Genomic DNA, 19922 nt, shown 5'->3' on the forward strand with positions numbered 1-19922 from the left:
TGCAGGCCTTCCTCAATCGAGCGTGCGCCGATAGAACTTCACGGCGATACCCATTACGACGAACAGAAAGATCAGCAGCGGCCATACATGCGGCCACATGTCGGCCCAACCGACGCCCTTGAGCAGAATGCCGCGCACCAGCCGGTTGAAGTAGGTGAGCGGCAACAGGTTGCCGATGTACTGCGCCCACTTCGGCATGCCCGCGAACGGAAACATGAAACCCGACAGCAGGATGTTGGGCAGAAAATAGAACATCGTCAGTTGCATGGCCTGCAACTGGTTCTGCGCGAGCGACGACAGCGTAATGCCGATCGTCAGATTGGCCGCAACGAACAATAGAGCGGACAGATACAGCGCGATCAGACTGCCTTCGAACGGCACGTTGAACACGAAGCGCGCCGCCGCGAGAATGATGCTGACCTGCACCAGGCCGATCGCCACGTAAGGCACGATCTTGCCGGTCATCACTTCGAGCGGCAGCACCGGCGTGGCGAGCAGATTTTCCATCGTGCCGCGCTCGCGTTCACGCGTGATCGCGAGGCCCGTCATCATCACCATCGTCATCGTCAGGATCACGCCCATCAGGCCGGGCACCACGTTGTACTGGGTCAGGCTTTCGGGGTTGTAGAGCCGGTGCAATTGAACGTCGAAAGCGGCGGGGCCGACCGCGAGCGTCGACAGCGGACCCGTGAGGTCCTTCTGCAACACCGACTGCGCGATCGACGGCAGCGCGCCGAGCGCGGTGCCCACCGCGGTGGGGTCCGTCGCGTCGGCTTCGACGAGCAGCGATGGCCGCGCGCCCTTGGCCAGATCGCGCGTGAAACCGACGGGGATATTCAGCACGAACAGCACCTTGCCCTGCGCGAGCGCGCGGCGACCGGATTCTTCGTCGGGCAGCGTCGATACGATGTCGAAGTAATCGGAGTTGCGCATCGCCATCAGGAAACTGCGCGTGAACTCGCTGTGATCGGCGGCGATGACGGCGGTCGGCAGATGCTTGGGGTCGGTATTGATCGCGAAGCCGAACAGCGCCATCTGCATGATCGGCAGCACGATCATCATCGCAAACGTGATGCGGTCGCGCTTCAGTTGCAAAAACTCCTTGCGCACGACGCTCCACCAACGCATCAGCGAAAAGCGTGGAAGTCGGCGCGCGGAATTCACGATGCTTTGCCCGCGGAAGGGATTGCGTAATTGTCGGTCGAGCGGTTCATCATGAAGATGAACACGTCCTCGAGGCCGGTTTCCTGTCTTTCGATCCGCAACGCCGGGTCCGAATGAGCCAGCTGGTCGATCGTGGCGTGGAGTTCGGGCGTGTCCGGACCGCTCACGTGCAGCGACGAACCGAACGCCACCGTCTGCTCGACGCCGGGCGAGCGGCGCAGCCGGTCGCCGAGCTCGACGAGATTCTGGCCGTACACGGCCCACGTCACGAGCCCTTGCGAATCGATGACCTGTTTCGACGTGCCCTGCGCGAGCAGCTTGCCGTAGGCGATATAAGCGAGCTTGTGGCAGCGTTCCGCTTCGTCCATATAGTGCGTGCTGACGAGCACCGAGATGCCGCGCGCCGCGAGGCGGTGCAACTCTTCCCAGAAGTCGCGGCGCGCGCTCGGGTCGACACCTGCGGTCGGTTCGTCGAGCAGCAGCAGTGCCGGCTCATGGAGCATGCACGCGGCCAGCGCGAGACGCTGCTTCCATCCGCCCGACAGTGCGCCGGCCAACTGCTTCGCACGGCTTTGAAGGCCAAGCTGTTCGAGCGCGCGATCGACCGCCTCGCGGCGGTTCTTCATCTCGTAGAGGCGCGCGACGAAGTCGAGGTTTTCGCGGATCGTCAGATCTTCCCAATAGGAGAAGCGCTGCGTCATATAACCGGTGCGCCGCTTGATCTGCGCGCTGTCCCGCACGATGTCGTAGCCGAGACACGTGCCGCTGCCGGAGTCGGGCGTCAGCAGTCCGCACATCATGCGGATGCAGGTGGTCTTGCCGCTGCCGTTGGGGCCGAGAAAGCCGAAAATCTCACCGCGCTGCACGCGCATCGTGACATCGTTGACCACGTGCCTGGTGCCGAAATGCTTGTTCAGCCCCTGCACGTCGATCGCGTACACGGGGTCGCTGGCATTGCCGGGGGGCGCGGGCGCACTCATTGCAGCGTGACCGTGACGGGTTGGCCGGGCCGCAGCTTCGGCGCATCGGCGGTCTGGGGTCGGGCTTCGACCATGAACACGAGTTTCGCGCGGCTTTCGTTGCTGAAGATTACCGGCGGCGTGTACTCCGCCTGGTCCGAAATGAAGCTGAGCACGGCCGGCACGTCGGCCGCGCAACCGTCGCAATGAATCGATACGCGACGGCCCGGCGCGAGCGAACCGACCACTCCCTGGGGCACGAAAAAGCGCACCTTGACGTTCTCCGGCGGCAGCATGCGCACGACGGGGCTGCCGGCCGGCACCCATTCACCGCTGCGATACATCGTGTCGAACACGAGGCCGGCGTGCGGCGCGTGCACGCTTTTCTGATCGAGCTTCCATTGGGCCTGGCCGAGCTGGGCCTGCGCCGCGTCGACCTGCGCCTGCTGCGCGCGGATCTGTTCGATCCGCCCAGGCAGACGCGCGACGGCCAGCTGGCTTTGCAACTCACGCACGTGCGCGGCGCTCGACAACGCGGTCGCGCGCGAGTCGTCGAGCTGGCTTTGCGCGATGCCGCCCGCGCCGAATTGCTGTTGGTCGCGGCGGAACTGCGTCGCGGCGCGCGTCGCATCGGCTTCGGCCTGCACGAGTTGCGCGCGCGTCACATCGACTTCCGGCGGACGCTTGCCGGTTCCAAGGTCGGCAAGCTGGGCGCGGGCCGAGCGCAGTTGCTCGCCCGCCTGCGCGACGGCGTCGGTTTCGTTCTGCGCTTCGAGCGCGAAGAGCGGCGTGTTCTGCACGACGGTCTGCCCGCGCGAGACCGCGAGCTCGGTCAACTGTCCCGCCTGCGAAGACGCGAGGTACAGGAACTCGCCTTCCACATAGCCTTGCCACGTGTTCGCCGGTGGTCGCGAACAGCTGGCGCACGCGATGCACAGCGCGAGCAACGCGGCACGTCGGGATGAGCTGGCGAACACGCTCATGACGGCTTGCCCTTCGCGCGGCGTGCGGTGGACGTCGCCCCGGTTGCGGCCTTGGCGTTGGTTTCGACCGCCGTGGTTGCGCTCATGCCCTGCGCGAGCAGCGCGACGACATGGCGTTCGAGCGTCGCGCGATCGAACGAGGTACGCGGATTCAGGCGCTGCCAGATCCTCGCGGTTGCCTGCGGCAGCATCACCAGAGCGAGCACCGAGTTGAACAGCAGCAACGGTTCGAGCTGGGCGTTCAACTGACCCGACGCGCAGCCACGCGCGATGTTCTGACCGAACGCGGCGAGCTTTTGCACGGGGATGCGCGCAAACGCGCGCTCGCGCAGCAAACCGCCTTCGTTGACGATCTCGCGCAGCCAGAGCGAAGGCAGCCACGGCATGGTTTCGGTGACATCGAACATGCGCTTGACGATGCCTTGCGTCAGCGCGAGCGGTTCGTCGTGTTCGGGATCGACCGGGTCCCAGATCGCGCCGAACGCGGCGACGAGCCTTTCCTCGAACAACGCGTCGAGCAGCTTTTCGCGCGTCTGGAACCAGTAGTGCACCATCGCGGACGTCACGCCGCTCGCCGCCGCGATCTGCGCAACCGTCGTGTTGGCGATACCGCGCTCGGCGAACAGCGCCACCGCGACATCGAGCAGATGTTCGCGTGCGTCGAAGTCCTGCGGATGAGGACGGCGACCCATTCGGGAACGGGCGGCTTGCGGCATGGACACCAGACTAATTGATGAGTTAGTTAGTTTTAACTCGTTGATACTAGGATATTTTCCGGTATGGCGAAGGAGGGGAAATCCCTGGCGGCGAACGGCCTTTATTCTCTCGTTGATCCGCGTCAGGAAACGCGCGACGTCACTGCCTAGGTAGCTTCGCTTTCGCCGTTCCGCCTGACGTTAAGCTGACAATGGACGGCAGCCGGCATCCCCGCGCGAAGCGCATTTTCGCCGGAAATTTCTATACTTTCTCTAGCGCACACGCGGCACGATCCAGCCCGTACGACCCAAACGAATTCACATCAACGAAACGAAAGAATCGAAGCGAACCCGCGGCGCGGCCCTCACGGCTCACGCGCGATTCGTATGAGGAGGCAGACATGGCACATTCCTCAACCGCCGCGCCGGCGAAGGAAGGCCACGGCGAAGCCTCGCCGGCTCTGCCAGCGCTCGCGCTGGCCGCGCTCGGCGTGGTCTATGGCGACATCGGCACGAGCCCGCTCTATACGCTCGCCACCGTGTTCGATCCCAGCAACGGTCTCACGCTCAATGCTTTCAATATCGTCGGCATCGTCTCGCTGATCTTCTGGTCGCTGATGATCGTCGTTTCGCTCAAGTACGTCGTACTGATCCTGCGGGCGAATAATCATGGCGAAGGCGGCATCATGGCGCTGCTCGCGCTCGCGGCGTCGTCGATCGCGTCGCGGCCGCGTTTGCGTCGCGGCCTCCTCGTGGTGGGCGTGATGGGCGCGGCGCTGTTCTTCGGCGATAGCGTGATCACGCCGGCCATTTCCGTGCTGAGCGCCGTGGAAGGGCTCGAAGTCGTCGAGCCCGGGCTCAAGACCTATGTGATTCCAGTGACGCTCGCCGCGCTCATCATCCTGTTCGTCACGCAAAAGCACGGCACGGGCGGCATCGGCGCCGTGTTCGGGCCCGTGATGGTGCTCTGGTTCGTCGTGATCGGCGTGGCGGGCGTCGCGAACATCATGGCCGCGCCGGTCGTGCTGTATGCGCTCAATCCGCTGGAAGGGCTCGGCTTCGTCATGCATCACCGCTGGCTCGCGTTCGTCGCGCTCGGCGCGGTGGTGCTCTCGCTGACGGGCGCCGAGGCGCTCTACGCCGACATGGGCCATTTCGGCAAGCGACCCATCCGCCTCACCTGGTTCGGCGTCGTTTTTCCCGCGCTCGCGCTCAACTATCTGGGCCAGGGCGCGCTGCTGCTGGCGAATCCCGGCGCGGTGCAAAACCCGTTCTACCGCCTGTTCCCGCAGTGGGCCATCGTGCCGATGATCGTGCTGGCGACGATCGCCACCGTGATCGCCTCGCAGGCCGTTATTTCGGGTACCTATTCGATGACGATGCAGGCCATGCAGCTTTCCTTCCTGCCGCGCATGAACGTCGTGCATACGTCGGAGCGCGAGATCGGGCAAATCTACGTGCCCGGCATCAACTGGATCCTGTTGATCGCCGTGGTTGGGGCGGTGTTGGGCTTCCGCTCGTCCACGGCGCTCGGGTCCGCGTATGGCATCGCCGTGACCGGCACGATGCTCATCACCACGTTCCTGACGTTCTTCGTCGTGCGTTACGCGTGGCGCTACAACTGGCTGCTGTGCCTGCTGTCCACCGCGTTCTTCTTCGTGATCGACGCGTTGTTCTTCTCGGCTAATCTGCTCAAGATCGTCGATGGAGGCTGGTTCCCGCTCGTGATCGGCGCGATCGTGTTCACGGTCATGGCGACGTGGGGACGCGGCTGGGAAATGATGCTGGCCGAAGCGCGCGTGCGGGCGGGAAAGACGCCGCTCAAGCCGTACCTCGCTGCGCTGCTCGAAAGTTCGCCGACGCGCGTGGGCGGCACGGCGATCTTCCTGACGCCGGACGCCGACGCGGTGCCGCACGCGCTCGTCAACAACCTGCGGCACAACCGTGTGCTGCACGAGCGCACGGTTTTCCTGAGCGTCATAACGAAGAACGTGCCGTGGGTGGCCGACAGCGAGCGCGTGCAGATCAGGCCGCTGTGCACGGGTTGCTGGCACGCAACGGTGAAGTACGGATTCAAGGACGAAGTGGACTTGCCGCGCACGCTGGCCGCCTACAAATCGCCGGAACTGGCCTTCAACCTGGACGACACATCGTGGTTCCTGAGCCGCGCGGCCGTGGTACCCAAACGCGGCCATGGCATGGCGCTATGGCGCGAGCGGCTTTTCGCGGTGATGCTGCACAACGTGGGCAATATCGCGGCGTTCTTCAAACTACCGGCCAATCGCGTGATCGAAGTCGGCGCGCGCGTGGAGATCTAGAGCGCGCCGTTCAGCAAGCGTAGAGCAACGGCGGGCCTGCTTCGATACTCCTCGGCCAATTCGGGCATCGAGTAGGAGTGGTCTCCTGTAAGTTCGTCAGTCTGGTTGGCGTGACCAGGCTGCGTGAGCACCGTAACCGCCGCCATGCGGCCGATAGCGGGCATTCCCCTGGAATGAAATTCAGAACTGGGGTTGCCGCGAGAAGGGCCGCTCGCTGCGTCATGCTCCTTGCGAATACGTCGAGTATTCGCGGCGTCGCAATCCTTGCGAGCGGCCCTTCTCGCGGCAACGCACGTGCGACCTGCTGCCTATCGGCTACTACACGTCGGCCGATCTTCAATTTTTCAACGCCGTGGCGAGCAGTTATACGATCGGCGACTTCTACTTCAGCGGCATCCTGACCAGCACCTTTCCCAATCGCCTCTATCTGCATAGCGGCGCAACGGATCGGCTCGACGACAGCACCGACACTTCGTCGCTCGCCACGATCTGGGACAAGCTGAGCGACGGCAATATCGACTGTCGCTACTACTACCACGACGTGCCGTTCACGGCGCTTTATGGCACGCGTTATCTGGGCATTTCGCGCCCGTTTGCGGATTTCCTCGTGAATGCCGCGGCCGGGACGCTGCCGCCGTTCTGCATGGTCGATCCGTCCTTCGCGGGCGAGCCGGAAGGTGTTTCCGCCGACGATCATCCGCATGCCGACATCCGCGACGGCGAGGCGTTTCTCGCGCAGGTCTACGAGGCGCTGCGCACGAGCCCGACGTGGAGCCGCACGCTGATGATCGTCGTCTACGACGAATGGGGCGGCTTTCTCGAGCACGTGGTGCCGCCCACCAGGCCGATCAGCAACGGCGAGCTCACACTCGGCAACGACGGCAAGCTCGGCTTTCGCGTGCCGCTCGCGCTGCTTGGCCCGCGCGTGCGCGCGAACTCGATCACGCGCTATCCGTTCGACCCCAGCTCGATTCACGCGCTGCTGCAATGGCGCTTCGACTTACAGCCGCTTGGCGTGCGCGGCAGCGATCCGGCGACGTTCAATCTTGCCTACGCGCTCGATCTCGACGACGCGCCGCGCACCGACGCTCCCGCGTTCACGGTCGCCCAAGGGCCGTTCGGCGGGATCTGTCTGGGGGCGGCGGCACCTTCGCCCTCAAGCTCCGTAGCGGCGATCGATCAGTCGCAAAAGCTGGCGATCAACCCGACGGCGGACCGCTTCGCGGATCTGCGCGCGAAGGCGGCGTCACTAGGATTCCGGACCGGAGGCTAAGCTGGGTTTCCGCTTAAAATGAGCGGGCCGCAAGCCGGCGCCGGACCGGGCCGCGCTGGATTCTGAATGGCAGCGCGCACGGCGGGATGCACGGCCTGATGAAGGCTCATGCCTTGAGCGCAGTTTGGTGAGAAACGCTGGCGCGCGACATCGTTTTGCGAAGCGGGCTCCGCGCTTGCTGGCGAGACCGTCTCGAAGCCCCGCGGCAGCGTGCAGCATGTCATCGGCGCGCGCGGCGGGCCGCCTACGTCGACGTCACCGCGTCGTCCTCAACGGGTCCGCCGATGCCATTTCGTTACGATCTTCCCGTTTGGTGTTCCCGCGAGCGGCCATACCACCGCGTTGTAGCCAACGTGGCCGCCGCGCTGGCGCTCGCCGCAAGCACCAGCGTCATTGCGCAATCCGCGCCGACGGTCGCGCAGACCCAGCCGGCCGTGCCGGCCGTTACGCTGCCCGCATCGGCCGCCGCCGCGAATGCCGCCAGCAGCGCAGCGGACCGGCACGTCGAAAACACAAATCACGCGCAGCCGTCGCCGGTCGTGCCGACGCCGCCGTCCGAGCTGTACGGCGAGCTGTATCGCGACGTCGAACTCGCGCATCTTTACCCGGACAGCAAGACGTTCGCCGATATGTCGCCAGGCGAGCCGCCGACCCAGGTCATCGCCGACTACGACAGCCAGCGTGCTCAGCCGCGCTTCGACCTGAAACAATTTGTCGAACAGCGCTTCACGCTGCCCCCGCGCGCGCCGAAGCGCTACGCGTCCGATCCTGACGAGAGCGTCACCGCGCACATCGATACGCTGTGGAGCGTGCTGCGCCGCGAACCGGATGCGAGCGCGAGCCCGTACTCGTCGCTGTTGCCGCTGCCGTCGCCGTACATCGTGCCGGGCGACCGCTTCGACGAGATCTACTACTGGGACTCGTACTTCATCCTGCTGGGGCTCGACGCGAGCGGCCAGCACGCGCTCGTCGACGACGAGCTGAACAATTTCTCGACCTTGATCGACCGCTATGGCCACATCCCCAACGGCAATCGCACGTATTACCTGAGCCGTTCGCAGCCGCCGTTCTTCGCGCAGATGGTGCAGCTCGTCGCGCGCAAGGAGGGCGATCAGGTCTACGCCCGCTATCTGCCCGAGCTGCGCCGTGAATACGCGTACTGGATGGCCGGCAGCGACCATCTCGCGCCGGGCAACGCGGCCCACCATCTCGTGCGCCTCGCCGACGGTACGCTGCTCAATCGCTACTGGGACGAGCGCGCGGCGCCGCGCGACGAGTCGTACCGCGAGGATGTGATGACGGCGCAGCGGATGCCGCAACGCGATGCGCAGGATTTGTGGCGCAACCTGCGCGCGGGCGGCGAAACCGGCTGGGACTTCAGCTCGCGCTGGTTCGCCGACGGCAGGACGCTCGCGAGCATCGACGTGACCTCGCTAGTGCCAGTGGACCTGAACTGCCTGATGGTGGACCTCGAACGCACGCTCGCGAAAGCCTACCGTGTGACCGGCGATGCAGGCCACGCCGAGAACCTCGAACTACGCGCCCGGGTGCGCGCCGATGCGATCCGCCGGGTGCTGTGGGATCCGCAACTGCACGCTTTCGGCGACTACGACTTCGTGCACCGCACGCTCACGCACCGGCTTACTGCCGCGACGGTGTACCCACTTTACGCCGGCGTCGCGACACGCAACGACGCGCGCGAAGTGGCGCAGACGATCCGGCGCGATCTGCTGCGTCCGGGCGGTCTCGCGACGACGCGGACCAACACCGGCCAGCAGTGGGACGAGCCGAACGGCTGGGCGCCGCTGCAGTACCTCGCGGTGATCGGGCTGCGCCGCTATAGCGAGCCGGAACTCGCGCGCGATATCGCGACGCGCTGGATCCGCACCGACGTCGCGTACTACCAGCGCACCGGCAAGCTGGTCGAGAAGTACGACGTCGACGCGAGCGGCAAGTCGGCGGGGGGCGGCGAGTACCCGCTGCAGGACGGCTTTGGCTGGACCAATGGCGTGCTGCGCGTGCTGATGCAGCTCTATCCGGATGCGGTGAGTTCGACGCGGCCGGCCGATCTGCCTGGCGGTGCGGTGGGGGTGTCGGATGCGGCGGCATCGGCGGCGGCCGCGCCGCAGACGTCGCATAGCACGTCGCCCGCGGGCCACTAGTTGCAAACGAGGCGCGCAGCCAGGCCCGCGCGTTCCGAAGAGGTAGTCGCGATACCAGGATGATGGGTTGACTGCCTGGCGGCGGCGCAGCCCGTTACGATGCTTTGGATAGCTCGAACAGACCCTCGTCACCCTGGAAAGCCTCGAAGATGAATCGCAAGCTCGACGTACCATCGGCCGAACCGGTGCCGCCGCAGGCGCAGGCCACGGCGATAGCCAAGGCCGCCCCGCCGGCCGGCGATGAAGCCGCCGCGCATTGGCAGCGCAATCTGTGCGTGTGCGTGTTCGGCTCGTTTACGACCATCGTCGCGATGACGCTGCTGCTGCCGTTCCTGCCGCTCTATGTCGAGCAGCTCGGCGTAAAGGATCATGCGGCGATCGTGCAGTGGTCCGGCGCCGCGTTCGGCGCGACCTTCTTCAGCGCCGCGCTCGTCGCGCCCCTGTGGGGCAAGCTCGCGGACCTCTACGGCCGCAAGCTGATGCTGATCCGCTCGAGCCTCGGCATGGCGGTCGCGATGTCGCTGATCGGCATGGCGCACTCGGCGTGGCAGCTGGTCGCGTTGCGGCTGCTCGCCGGATTGCTCGGCGGCTATGCGTCGGGCTCGATGATCCTCGTCGCGACGCAGACGCCGAAGGCGCGTTCGGGCTGGGCGCTCGGCGTGCTGTCGTCGGGGATCATGGCGGGCAATCTGGTCGGCCCGCTGATCGGCGGCTTCCTGCCGCCGTTGATCGGCATCCGCGCGACCTTTTGGGCCTCGGGCGCGGCGATCTTCGTCGCCTTTCTCGCGACGGCGTTTCTGATTCGCGAAATGCCGGTTCGCAAGCGCGCGGACAGCGCGCCGAAGCAGGGCGCGTGGGCCTCGGTGGACGACAAGCGGCCGGCCATCGCGATGCTTGCCACGGGTCTGCTGCTGATGGTCGCGAATATGTCGATCGAGCCGATCATCACCGTCTACGTCGCCCAGCTCACGAAGCCTCAAAGCGTGACGATGGTCGCGGGCTTCGTGATGTCGGGCGCGGCGCTCGGCAGCGTGATCTCGTCGTCGCGTCTCGGCAAGTTCGCCGATCGCGCCGGGCACTGGAATGTGATCGTCGGCTGCCTCGCCGTATCGGCGGTGTTGCTCGTTCCGCAGGCGTTCGTCAGCGCGAGCTGGCAGCTGATCGTGCTGCGTTTCCTGATGGGGATGGCACTGGGCGGCCTGTTGCCGTGCATCGCGAGCGTGATCCGCCATAACGTGCCGGCGAGCGTGACGGGCGCGATCCTTGGGTACTCGGTGTCGTCGCAATACGCGGGGCAGGTGGCCGGCCCGTTGCTGGGCGGTTTCGTCGGCGGACACGTCGGCATGCGCGCGGTGTTTCTCGGCACCAGCGTGCTGATGGCGCTCGGCGCGCTCGCGAACTGGCGCGTAAAGTCGGGCAGGGCACGGGCAGCGGTGGCGCGCTGATACAAGCCACCTCGACGGTCAACACGTTTGCCATTCCTGCGCAAACACCTTTCCCCTGGGCGACCGGCGCCCGCGTAAACCCCAGCGCGCGTCTAGCCAGAACCCGCTTTGCTCCTTTTTTTATTCATGCTACTGTGAATCGCAGTTCGTCAGGCTATGCAAATTTACATTGTGACCAGCCGAGGCGAAGCGGGGGTGGCCTGACGTCGCCACTCCGCCGGACACACCCCAACGTGTAATCCCGACCAAGGAGAAAGCGCGGTGACGCAGGTTCCGATCGACGGTAGCAGCATCGTTTCCGCGCGCGCTTTGTCCCACCCACGTCTGTCCCCGGCGAAATGGTTCGTCAGGGCGGGCGTCGCGCTCATCTATCTGTTCATGCTGAGCCCGCTGATCTTCGTGATCTGGCTGAGCTTCTTCAAGGACGCGATCATCACGTTCCCGCCGTCCGGCTACACGCTGTCGTGGTACGTCAACGCATGGCGTAACGACGCGTTCGCGCATGGTTTCGTGCTGTCGCTGAAGCTCGCGGTCGGCGCCGCGATCGGCGGCGTGGTGCTCGGTGTCGCCGCCTCGCTCGCGCTTGCGCGCTACCGGTTTGCTGGGCGTCGCCTCGTCAGCAACACGCTGCTGCTGCCACTAGTCGTGCCTGGTATCGTCGCCGGCATTGCGACCTATCTGTTCTACCTGCGCGCCGAGAATGTGCTCGACACCGACATCGTCGGCACATTCGGCGGCCTGCTGCTCGCGCATATCTGCCTGACGATCCCATGGACGATCCGGCTCGTCACCGCGAGCCTGGGCCAGCTCGACACCACCGTCGAGGAGGCGGCGCGCAATCTCGGCGCCGGTGCGTGGCGCACGCTGTGGCGCGTCACGCTGCCGATGCTGCGGCCGGCGATCGTCGCGTCCACGCTGTTCGGCTTCATCGTCTCGTTCGAGAACCTCGAGATGACCTTGCCGCTCGTCGGCCCCGGCAAGACGACGTTGCCGATCGCAATCATGCAGTACCTCGAATTCAATCTCGACCCAACCATTGCGGCGGTATCGGCCGCGCAGATCGTGCTGCTTGGCATCGTGATGCTGATCACCGATCGTTTCGTGAAGCTCGGCAAGGTGATCTGATCATGGCTCAGGTATCCCTGCGCAATCTGCGCAAGCAGTACGGTGCGACGACCGCGGTCGCCGACGTGTCGTTCGATATCGCCGAGGGCGAGCTGGTCGCGTTCCTCGGCCCGAGCGGCTGCGGCAAGACGACGACGCTGCGCATGGTCGCGGGCTTCGTCGAGCCGAGCGACGGCGAAATCTGGATCGGCAACACCGAGGTCACGCGGCTCGCACCCGACAAGCGCAATACCGGCATGGTGTTTCAGCGCTATGCGTTGTTTCCGCACATGACCGTCGCGCAGAACGTCGCGTTCGGTCTGGAAATGCGGCGTGTACCGAAGGCGGAGCGCGACACGCGCATTCGCGAGGCGCTCGACATGGTGCGGCTGAGCTCGCTCGCCGAACGCTATCCCCGGCAGTTGTCCGGCGGCCAGCAGCAGCGCGTCGCGATTGCGCGCGCCCTCGCGATCCGGCCCGACGTATTTCTGCTCGACGAGCCGTTGTCGAATCTCGACGCGAAGCTGCGCGTCGAGGTTCGAGAAGAAATTCGCGCGCTCCAGCAGCGTCTCGGTCTCACGACGATCTTCGTCACGCACGATCAGGAGGAAGCACTTGCGATGGCGGACCGCGTGGCCGTCATGCACGACGGACGCGTGCAGCAGATCGGCAGCGCGGACGCGTTGTACGAGCGGCCCGCCAATCCGTTCGTCGCGAGCTTCCTGGGCCGCATGAATTTCCTCGCGGGCCACGTCGACAACGGCCAGTTCATCACCGCGAACGGCGAAAAGATCACGGTCAACGCGGCCGCGCGCAATGCCAACACGCTCGGCATCCGACCCGAGCGCCTGCGTCTCGCCGCGGCGCCCGAGCACAGCGAAGTGTCGATCCCGGTCCGGCTGGCCGACCGGATCTATCTCGGCGCGACCGTCGAATTGCGCCTCACGAGCGAGCGCGGCCAGAGCCTCGTCGCGCTCGTGCCGAACACCGCGCACGCCGGTGCCGGCGCATGGTCGCCGGGCGACACGCTGCACGCGTGCTTCAGAACCGAAGACTGCCTGCTTTTTTCCGCCTGAAGGACCATAAAATGAGCTATCCCATCACGCGCCGCACGTTTCTGAAAGCTGCTTCCGGTCTGCTCGTCGCTCCGTCGCTCGGTTTCGATCCGCGTACGGCGCTGGCGGCCGACGCTTGCCCCAACGTCGTCGTCGGCACGTGGGGCGGCGATTATCTGAACCTGCTCGAACAGAACATCGGCAAGCCGATCATCGAGGCCGCTGGCGGTCGCGTCACGTACGACTCGGCGGATCAGATCGGCCGCATGACGAAGCTGCGCGCGGAGAAGATGTCGCGTCACGGTTCGCTCGACGTCGCCTGTCTCGCCGACATCGACATGTTCGACGTCAACCGTTCTGGGGTGCTCGAACCGCTCGACACGAAACTGGTGCCGAACTCGGCGCGCACGATCGAAGCGCTGCGCCGCCCGTATTCGATTCCGCACATCTTCAGTGCGATGGTGATCGTCTACAACCCGGAGAAGTTTCAGGCGAAGCCCGATTCGCTCGCGGTCGCGCTCGATCCGAAATTGAAGGGACGGGTGGGTTTTTCCGACATTCTGTACAACTTCAACGTGCTGCAGTCTTCGCTCGCGGCGGGCCAGCACAATGGCGACACGGCGGCCGGCATCCAGTTTCTGCGCGAGGTGCGCAAGCAGCAGCCGAAGGTCTATCCGTCGAACGAAACGGTCGCGGCGGCGCTGAAAAGCGGCGAAATCTGGATGACCTGCATGTGGAAAGCGCGCGCGCTGCAGTGGAAGAAAGGCGGCGTGCCGGTCGACTACGCGTTCCCGAAAGAGGGCGGCGTGCCGGTCACGTTCGAGGCCGCCGTGCCGAAGAACGCGCCGACGCGTGCGTGCGGCTTCAACTATCTGAACGCGATGCTCGATCCGCGCGCGCAGGTCGGCTTCGCCGAGACGATGGGCTATGCGCCGACCGTCACCGATGCGGCCTTGCCGCCGACGCTGCAACAGAGCGTCGGCTTCACGAATGCCGAGCTCGATCGCCTCGTGAAAGTCGACTACGCGCGTTTCACTGCGGAAAAACCGGCGCTGCTCGACTTCTGGAACAAGGAATTCAAGCCGGGACTTTGAACCATGACGACGAGCGCACTGAACGCCGCGCCGCGGCGCCGCGACTTCGCCGGGGGCCTGCTCGCTGCGCCCGCCGTGCTGGTCGTGCTATTCGTGATCGTGCTGCCGGGCGTGCAACTGGTGCGCTACAGCTTCAATCATTTCGACTCGGTCCAGATGATGCAGGCGGCGTTCACGCTCGAGAACTACGTCCAGTTTCTGACCGATCCGTACTACCACGCGGTGCTGTGGACCACGATCAAGGTGGCCGCGCTGTGCACGGCGCTGTCGCTCGTACTCGGTTTTCCGGTCGCCTATGTGCTTGCTAAAACGCAGAGCCGCTTCAAGAGTCAGCTGGTGATGCTGCTGGTGTTTCCGCTGCTGGTCGGCAACGTCGTGCGCGCGGCGGGTTGGATGGTCATGCTCGGCAACGCGGGTTTCATCAATGCGATGCTGATGGCGCTCGGCCTCGTCGATCAACCGGTGCGGCTGCTGTATACGCCGTTCGCGGTGGTGGCCGGCACCACCGCCGTGGTTCTGCCGTACATGATCCTGACCTTGCAGAGCGTGCTCGAAGGCCTCGATTTCTCGATCGAGGAAGCCGCGCGCAATCTCGGCGCGAGCTTCGCTCAGACGCTCGCGCGCGTCGTGCTGCCGATCGCGGCGCCCGGCGTCGCGGCCGGCACGATGCTCGTGTTCATTCTGTGCATGAACGCGTACGCGACACCGGTTCTGCTCGGCGGCACCGGCATCACGATGATGACGCCGGCAATCTACGACCAGATCGCCAAGGCGAACAACTGGCCGTTCGGGGCCGTGCTGTCGATCGTATCGATGGTCGTCACGTTTGCGCTGGCGCTGTTGTCGCACTGGATCATCCAGCGGCGCTACGCGAAGACGATGATGACCTGAACTGGCAGGGCGCGCCGCGGGCTGGTGGGTGGGATGCGCCTCTCCTTAATTCTTCTTCCTGAAGGAACGACAGATGCCAATCCTCACCGACAAGACTCGCGCTTACCGTCACGACCTGATGCAAAAACTGATGGAACGCCAGCGAGTCGATGCGCTGATCTTCACGTCCGCCGACTTCTTCCAGTGGGCGACCAATTTCCACGTCGACGTGCAGACCTGGGAGCGGCCGATCGCCGTGTGCGTGCCGCTGTCGGGCGAGCCGTTCGCGATCATGAACGAGCTGTCGACGCATCACGTGATGATGGCGCGCGAGCGCGGACATCTGTGGCTCGACGATATCTCGTTCTACTCCGAGCATCCGCGCGTGGTCGAGCGGCAGCCGCTACTCGCGGAAGTCCCGGAACTGATCGCCGCGCGTTTGCGTGCCGCCGGGCTTGGCGCATCGCGAATCGGCGTCGAAGCCGCCGGCGGTCCGCTCGGCCGCGCGGCGGCGCTGCTGCCGGACGCGAAGTTCCTGCCGATGCTCGCCGAGCTGCGCTCGTTGCGCTGGGTCAAGCACCGGGAGGAGATTGCCATCATGCGGGCCGCCGCAAGCCTCGCCGATTGGGTGCAGGACCGCTATCGCGAGAACATTCGCCCCGGACGGCTCGTTCAGGAACTCGACTATCAGATGGCCGCCCTGATGGTGACCGAAGGCGCGCGCCGCTTTCCTGGCGAGAACCTCGAAGTGATGCGTTGCTGGACCTTGTCGGGACCGGCATCGGCGTCGCCGCACGGCGACGGTGCGTCGTGCGGCGCCCAGATCAAGGCGGGCGACGGTCTCGTCAATATCGTGATTCCGCGTTTGAACGGTCTCGTGATCGAGAACGAGCGCACCTGGTTCTGCGGCAAACCGGGCGCCGAGCAGGCGCGTTTTCATGAGGTCGCGCGCGCGGCCAACGAGGCGGCCGTCGCGGCGACCGTCACGGGTCAGCCGGTTTCGGGTATCGACGCGGCCGCGCAGGCGGTGATCGAGCAGGCCGGCTGCGCGAAGTACATCCGTCATCGCACGGGGCATGGCATGGGCATCATCGGTCACGAGTATCCGGACGACATGGCGTTCAATCACCGCGCGCTGCTGGACAACGAGGTGTACTCGGCGGAGCCCGGCATCTATGTGTACGGCCTCGGCGGTTTCCGGCTCGACGATTCGGTCGTGACCGGCCCGACGCCGGAGCTGCTCACGAAGACCCCGCGCACGCTTGCGCACGCGACCATCGATTGAGTCGCGCAGCGCGCGACACCCTTCAACGTTGGAGATGACCCGGATCTTGTACCGGGAGGAGACCTGATGGAGTCGATTCTGTTCTCGCACTGCGCGCTGCTCGATCCGGCTGCCGGCGAATTGCGTGAGGACCACGCGGTGCTGGTGGAAAACGGACGCATCAAGGAGGTCTCGGACCGGCCGATCCGCAGCGCGTCCGCACGCGAAATCGACCTGCGCGGCAAGACGCTGATGCCTGGCCTGATCGATTTGCACGTGCACGTGCATGCGACGCAGCTCAATCTCGCGGCACAGGTGAACTTGCCGAACGTGCTGGTCACGCTGAAGTCGTTGCCGTTGTTGCAAGGCATGCTTCGGCGTGGCTTCACGACAGTGCGCGATGCGGGCGGCGCGGGCTTCGCGCTCAAACAGGCGTTGGAACAGGGGCTCGCCGAAGGTCCGCGCCTGTTCGTATCGGGCCGCGCGATCAGCCAGACCGGCGGACACGGCGACATGCGCGGCCGCAGCGACTACATCGGCACCGATAGCCCATGCGCGTGTTGCGCGCGGGTCGGCGCGATATCGCGTGTCGCCGACGGCGTCGATGCCGTGCGTCGCGCGGTGCGTGAAGAGCTGCAGATGGGTGCCGACCAGATCAAGATCATGGCCTCGGGCGGCGTCGCCTCGCCCACCGATCCGGTCGGCGCATGGGGCTATTCGGAAGACGAGATCAGGGCGATCGTCCACGAGGCGCGGGCGCGCGGCACCTACGTGCTCGCGCATGCGTACACGGCCGAGGCGATCGCGCGCGCGGTACGCTGCGGCGTTCGCACGATCGAGCACGGCAATCTGGTCGACGAAGCGGCTGCGCGGGTGATGGCCGAGCACGGTGCGTTCGCGGTGCCGACGCTCGTCACCTACGACGCGCTCGCGAACGAAGGCGAAGCGCTCGGCCTGCCCGCCGACAGCGTCGCGAAGATCGGGAGCGTGCGCCAGGCGGGCCTGCGTTCGCTCGAAATCTTCCGCGCGGCGGGCGTGCCGATGGGCTTCGGTAGCGATCTGCTCGGCGAATCGCAGCGTCTGCAAAGCGATGAATTCCGCTTGCGCAGCGAAGTGCTGACGCCGCTCGAGATCCTGCGTAGCGCAACGGTGGTCGGCGCGCAGGTGCTCGGCCAGGTCGGGCAGCTCGGGCAGATCACGGCAGGCGCGCACGCCGACATGCTCGTCGTCGACGGCAATCCGCTTGCGTCGCTCGACTGTCTGCTGGGGCAGGGCGAGCGCATTCCGGTCGTGATGAAGGGCGGTAGAATCCATGCCTTTGATTTGCCGGCGTGACATGCGCAGCGCTCCCTTGCGAGCGAGGTTGACAGCGGGAAGCGCCGGCGGCCCATGCAATCCGGAGAGAACGGATGGACTTTCGGCACATCGACGCATTCAGGGCGCTGATGCTCACGCGCACGACGACCCGCGCCGCGCAGGTCATCGGCACTTCGCAGTCGGGCATCAGCCGCCTGATTACCGATCTGGAGCGCTCGACCAGTCTCACGCTGTTCGATCGCAGCCGCGGCCGGCTCGAACCGACCGTCGAAGCCCTGGCGCTGTTCGAGGAAGTCGAGCGGCGCTATGCCGGCCTGGACAACATCCGCGAGTTCGCGCTGAGCTTGCGCAATCCGTCGACCGCGGTGATTCGCGTGGGCTCGGTCGTATCGTTCGGGCTCGGCTACTTTGCGCGCGTCGTGGCGAACTTTCATCGCCGGCATCCGGCCGTGCAGATTGCGTTGACGACCGGGGCATCGTCGCTGATTCGCGATCAGGTGGTGTCGCGTCAACTCGCGCTCGGTCTCGTCACGAATACGGTCGACGTGACCGGCACCGATTCGACCGCCTTCGCGCAGCTCGACGCGATCTGCGCGTTGCCGGCCGGTCATCCGCTGGGCAAGCGCAAGGTCATCAAGGTGGCGGATCTGCGGAATCAGCCGATCGTGTCGTACGATCTGCCGGACCTCGTGCGCTGGGGCATGGATCAGGTGTTCGCGACCGGTCAGCTGCAATCGCAGGTGGTGGCGACCGCGCCGTATTCGGTCAACATCGCGACGATGGTCAAGGAAGGCCTCGGCATTGGTTTGCTGCATCCGGTGTCGGCGTACGACTTTCTCGACTCGAATCTGATCTTGCGCCGCTTCGAGCACGCAATGCCTTTCTATACGCTGAAGATCACGCCGCATGGCGCCGCGCCGGCTCCGCATCTCGACGAATTGTCGAAGGTGATGGAGGAGACGCTCGAAGAAGTGCTGGCGGCCGTGAATACGCGTTTGACGGCAGCGAGCTGACCGATTGCCGCTTCGCGGCGGCAGCGGCGTTCCGAACCTATCCGATGAAACACCGATCGGGCCACTGAGGCCCGGCGTCGTCCTTTGCGGCTTCTTTTCGAAAACGCATTTCTCCTGGAGCGAGTGTATGAATCACATCAACCAGCCACGCCGCCGTTTTCTTCGATCGACGGGGACGCTCGTCGCCGCCTCCGCGCTGGGTCCGTTCGCGTTGAAAGCCAATGCGGCCGGTGCGTGTTCCGGTCAGGTGGTGGTCGGCACGTGGGGAGGCGACTATCAACGCCTGCTGCAACAGAACATCGATTCGCTGGTGACGCCTACCGGTGATGCGATCACCTATGCGGTCGGCAGTGCGCTCGCGCGGCAGACCACGATGCGCGCCGAAGCACACGGCCGGCGCAGCACGTTGGATGTCGCGCTGCTGCGCGATAACGACATGTTCCAGATGTACTCCGAAGGCACGACCGCGAAACTCGATGACGCGCTGCTGCCGAACCTTGCCAACGTGATTCCGCAATTTCGTCGCAGCTACGCGGTCCCGCACATCTTCAGCGCGCTCGTGCTCGTCTACGATACCGACAGGGTGCGCACGCGCCCGGACGGTCTCGCCGCGCTGCTGGACCCTCAATTCAAGGGCAAAATCGGCCTGGTCGATGATCAGTATGACTATCTGACGCTCGCGGGCGCGCTTGCATCGGGTGGGCAAGCGGGCGATCTCGCGCTCGGGCAGAAGTATTTGCGCGCGCTGCGCGAGGCATCGCCGCGAGTGTATCCGTCGGTCGATGCACTGGCGTCGGCGCTCAAGAGCGGCGAGATCGTCGTGACCGTCACGTGGAAGGCGCGCACGCTGCAGTGGAAAAAGGCGGGCCTCGCGGTCGACTACGTGTTCCCGAAGGAGGGCGCATTACCGGCCACGTTCGAGGCCGCGGTCACCGCGGGCAGTAAATCGTCCGCCTGCGCGTTTCCCTATCTGAATGCGATGCTCGATCCGCGTTCCCAGCGCGCGTTCGCCGAATCGATGGGCTACGCGCCGACGATCGCGAACGCGAACCTGCCGCCGTCGTTGCAACAGGCGGTGGGCTTCTCGGGCAAGGAGCTGGAGCGGATCGTGCCGGTCGACTTCGCGATGCTGATGAAACACAAGACGGAAATGCTCGACTTCTGGAACAAGGATTTCCGCGCTGGACTTTGATTCTGGCGCTGAGG

At 65.3% G+C, this 19922-nt stretch carries 15 protein-coding genes and 1 pseudogene; 12 read left to right on the plus strand and 4 right to left on the minus strand.

Annotated elements, in window-relative coordinates; genetic code table 11:
- Window positions 1-12: 12 nt before the first annotated feature.
- From HDG32_RS17940 to HDG32_RS17955, 4 genes are read right to left on the minus strand one after another with little or no spacing between them, the layout of a single operon-like run.
- Window positions 13-1128: an ABC transporter permease gene (locus HDG32_RS17940; protein ID WP_184069711.1), complete on the minus strand. Its 1116-nt coding sequence runs from the start codon at window positions 1126-1128 to the stop codon at window positions 13-15.
- A gap of 32 nt (window positions 1129-1160) precedes the next feature.
- Entirely contained in the window at window positions 1161-2144 is a 984-nt protein-coding gene (locus HDG32_RS17945; RefSeq protein ID WP_184069485.1) for an ABC transporter ATP-binding protein, read from the minus strand.
- On the minus strand, window positions 2141-3106 hold the full coding sequence (locus HDG32_RS17950) for an HlyD family secretion protein (protein WP_184069488.1): 966 nt from the start codon (window positions 3104-3106) through the stop codon (window positions 2141-2143). Before HDG32_RS17950 ends, HDG32_RS17945 begins: the two co-directional genes overlap by 4 nt.
- Complete coding sequence (locus HDG32_RS17955; RefSeq protein WP_090810826.1) at window positions 3103-3798, minus strand: TetR/AcrR family transcriptional regulator; 696 nt, start codon at window positions 3796-3798, stop codon at window positions 3103-3105. The genes HDG32_RS17950 and HDG32_RS17955 overlap by 4 nt, the downstream gene beginning before the upstream one ends.
- 404 nt (window positions 3799-4202) lie before the next feature.
- Between HDG32_RS17955 and HDG32_RS17960 the strand changes: the two genes are divergently transcribed.
- The 12 genes and pseudogenes from HDG32_RS17960 (at window position 4203) to HDG32_RS18015 (ending at window position 19908) form a co-directional block, all read left to right on the plus strand.
- On the plus strand, window positions 4203-6119 hold the full coding sequence (locus HDG32_RS17960; protein WP_184069490.1) for a potassium transporter Kup: 1917 nt from the start codon (window positions 4203-4205) through the stop codon (window positions 6117-6119).
- A 292-nt stretch (window positions 6120-6411) separates the two neighbouring features.
- A pseudogene (locus HDG32_RS17965) lies at window positions 6412-7392 on the plus strand (alkaline phosphatase family protein); the annotation flags it as partial.
- A 353-nt stretch (window positions 7393-7745) separates the two neighbouring features.
- The gene (gene treA / locus HDG32_RS17970) at window positions 7746-9554 is read left to right on the plus strand and encodes an alpha,alpha-trehalase TreA (protein ID WP_184069492.1); all 1809 of its coding nucleotides are present in this window, start codon (window positions 7746-7748) and stop codon (window positions 9552-9554) included.
- Window positions 9555-9703: 149 nt separating this feature from the next.
- The gene (locus tag HDG32_RS17975) at window positions 9704-10999 is read left to right on the plus strand and encodes an MFS transporter (RefSeq protein WP_184069494.1); all 1296 of its coding nucleotides are present in this window, start codon (window positions 9704-9706) and stop codon (window positions 10997-10999) included.
- Between the two features lie 261 nt (window positions 11000-11260).
- Entirely contained in the window at window positions 11261-12124 is an 864-nt protein-coding gene (locus tag HDG32_RS17980; protein ID WP_184069496.1) for an ABC transporter permease, read from the plus strand.
- 2 nt (window positions 12125-12126) lie between these two features.
- Window positions 12127-13179, plus strand: a complete 1053-nt coding sequence (locus tag HDG32_RS17985; protein ID WP_184023850.1) for an ABC transporter ATP-binding protein — start codon at window positions 12127-12129, stop codon at window positions 13177-13179.
- A gap of 11 nt (window positions 13180-13190) precedes the next feature.
- The gene (locus HDG32_RS17990; RefSeq protein WP_090810835.1) at window positions 13191-14252 is read left to right on the plus strand and encodes an extracellular solute-binding protein; all 1062 of its coding nucleotides are present in this window, start codon (window positions 13191-13193) and stop codon (window positions 14250-14252) included.
- A gap of 3 nt (window positions 14253-14255) precedes the next feature.
- The gene (locus HDG32_RS17995; RefSeq protein ID WP_184069498.1) at window positions 14256-15143 is read left to right on the plus strand and encodes an ABC transporter permease; all 888 of its coding nucleotides are present in this window, start codon (window positions 14256-14258) and stop codon (window positions 15141-15143) included.
- 73 nt (window positions 15144-15216) lie between these two features.
- Window positions 15217-16407: a Xaa-Pro peptidase family protein gene (locus tag HDG32_RS18000; RefSeq protein WP_184069500.1), complete on the plus strand. Its 1191-nt coding sequence runs from the start codon at window positions 15217-15219 to the stop codon at window positions 16405-16407.
- 66 nt (window positions 16408-16473) lie between these two features.
- Window positions 16474-17721, plus strand: coding sequence for an amidohydrolase family protein (locus HDG32_RS18005; RefSeq protein WP_090810841.1), 1248 nt, complete (start codon window positions 16474-16476; stop codon window positions 17719-17721).
- Between the two features lie 74 nt (window positions 17722-17795).
- Window positions 17796-18716 carry a LysR substrate-binding domain-containing protein gene (locus HDG32_RS18010; RefSeq protein ID WP_090810843.1) on the plus strand — a complete coding sequence of 307 codons (921 nt, stop codon included), beginning with the start codon at window positions 17796-17798 and terminating at the stop codon, window positions 18714-18716.
- Window positions 18717-18843: 127 nt separating this feature from the next.
- Window positions 18844-19908 carry a PotD/PotF family extracellular solute-binding protein gene (locus tag HDG32_RS18015; RefSeq protein ID WP_184069502.1) on the plus strand — a complete coding sequence of 355 codons (1065 nt, stop codon included), beginning with the start codon at window positions 18844-18846 and terminating at the stop codon, window positions 19906-19908.
- Window positions 19909-19922 lie beyond the last annotated feature (14 nt).

Source organism: Paraburkholderia sp. CI2, assembly GCF_014201055.1.
Lineage (GTDB): Bacteria > Pseudomonadota > Gammaproteobacteria > Burkholderiales > Burkholderiaceae > Paraburkholderia > Paraburkholderia tuberum.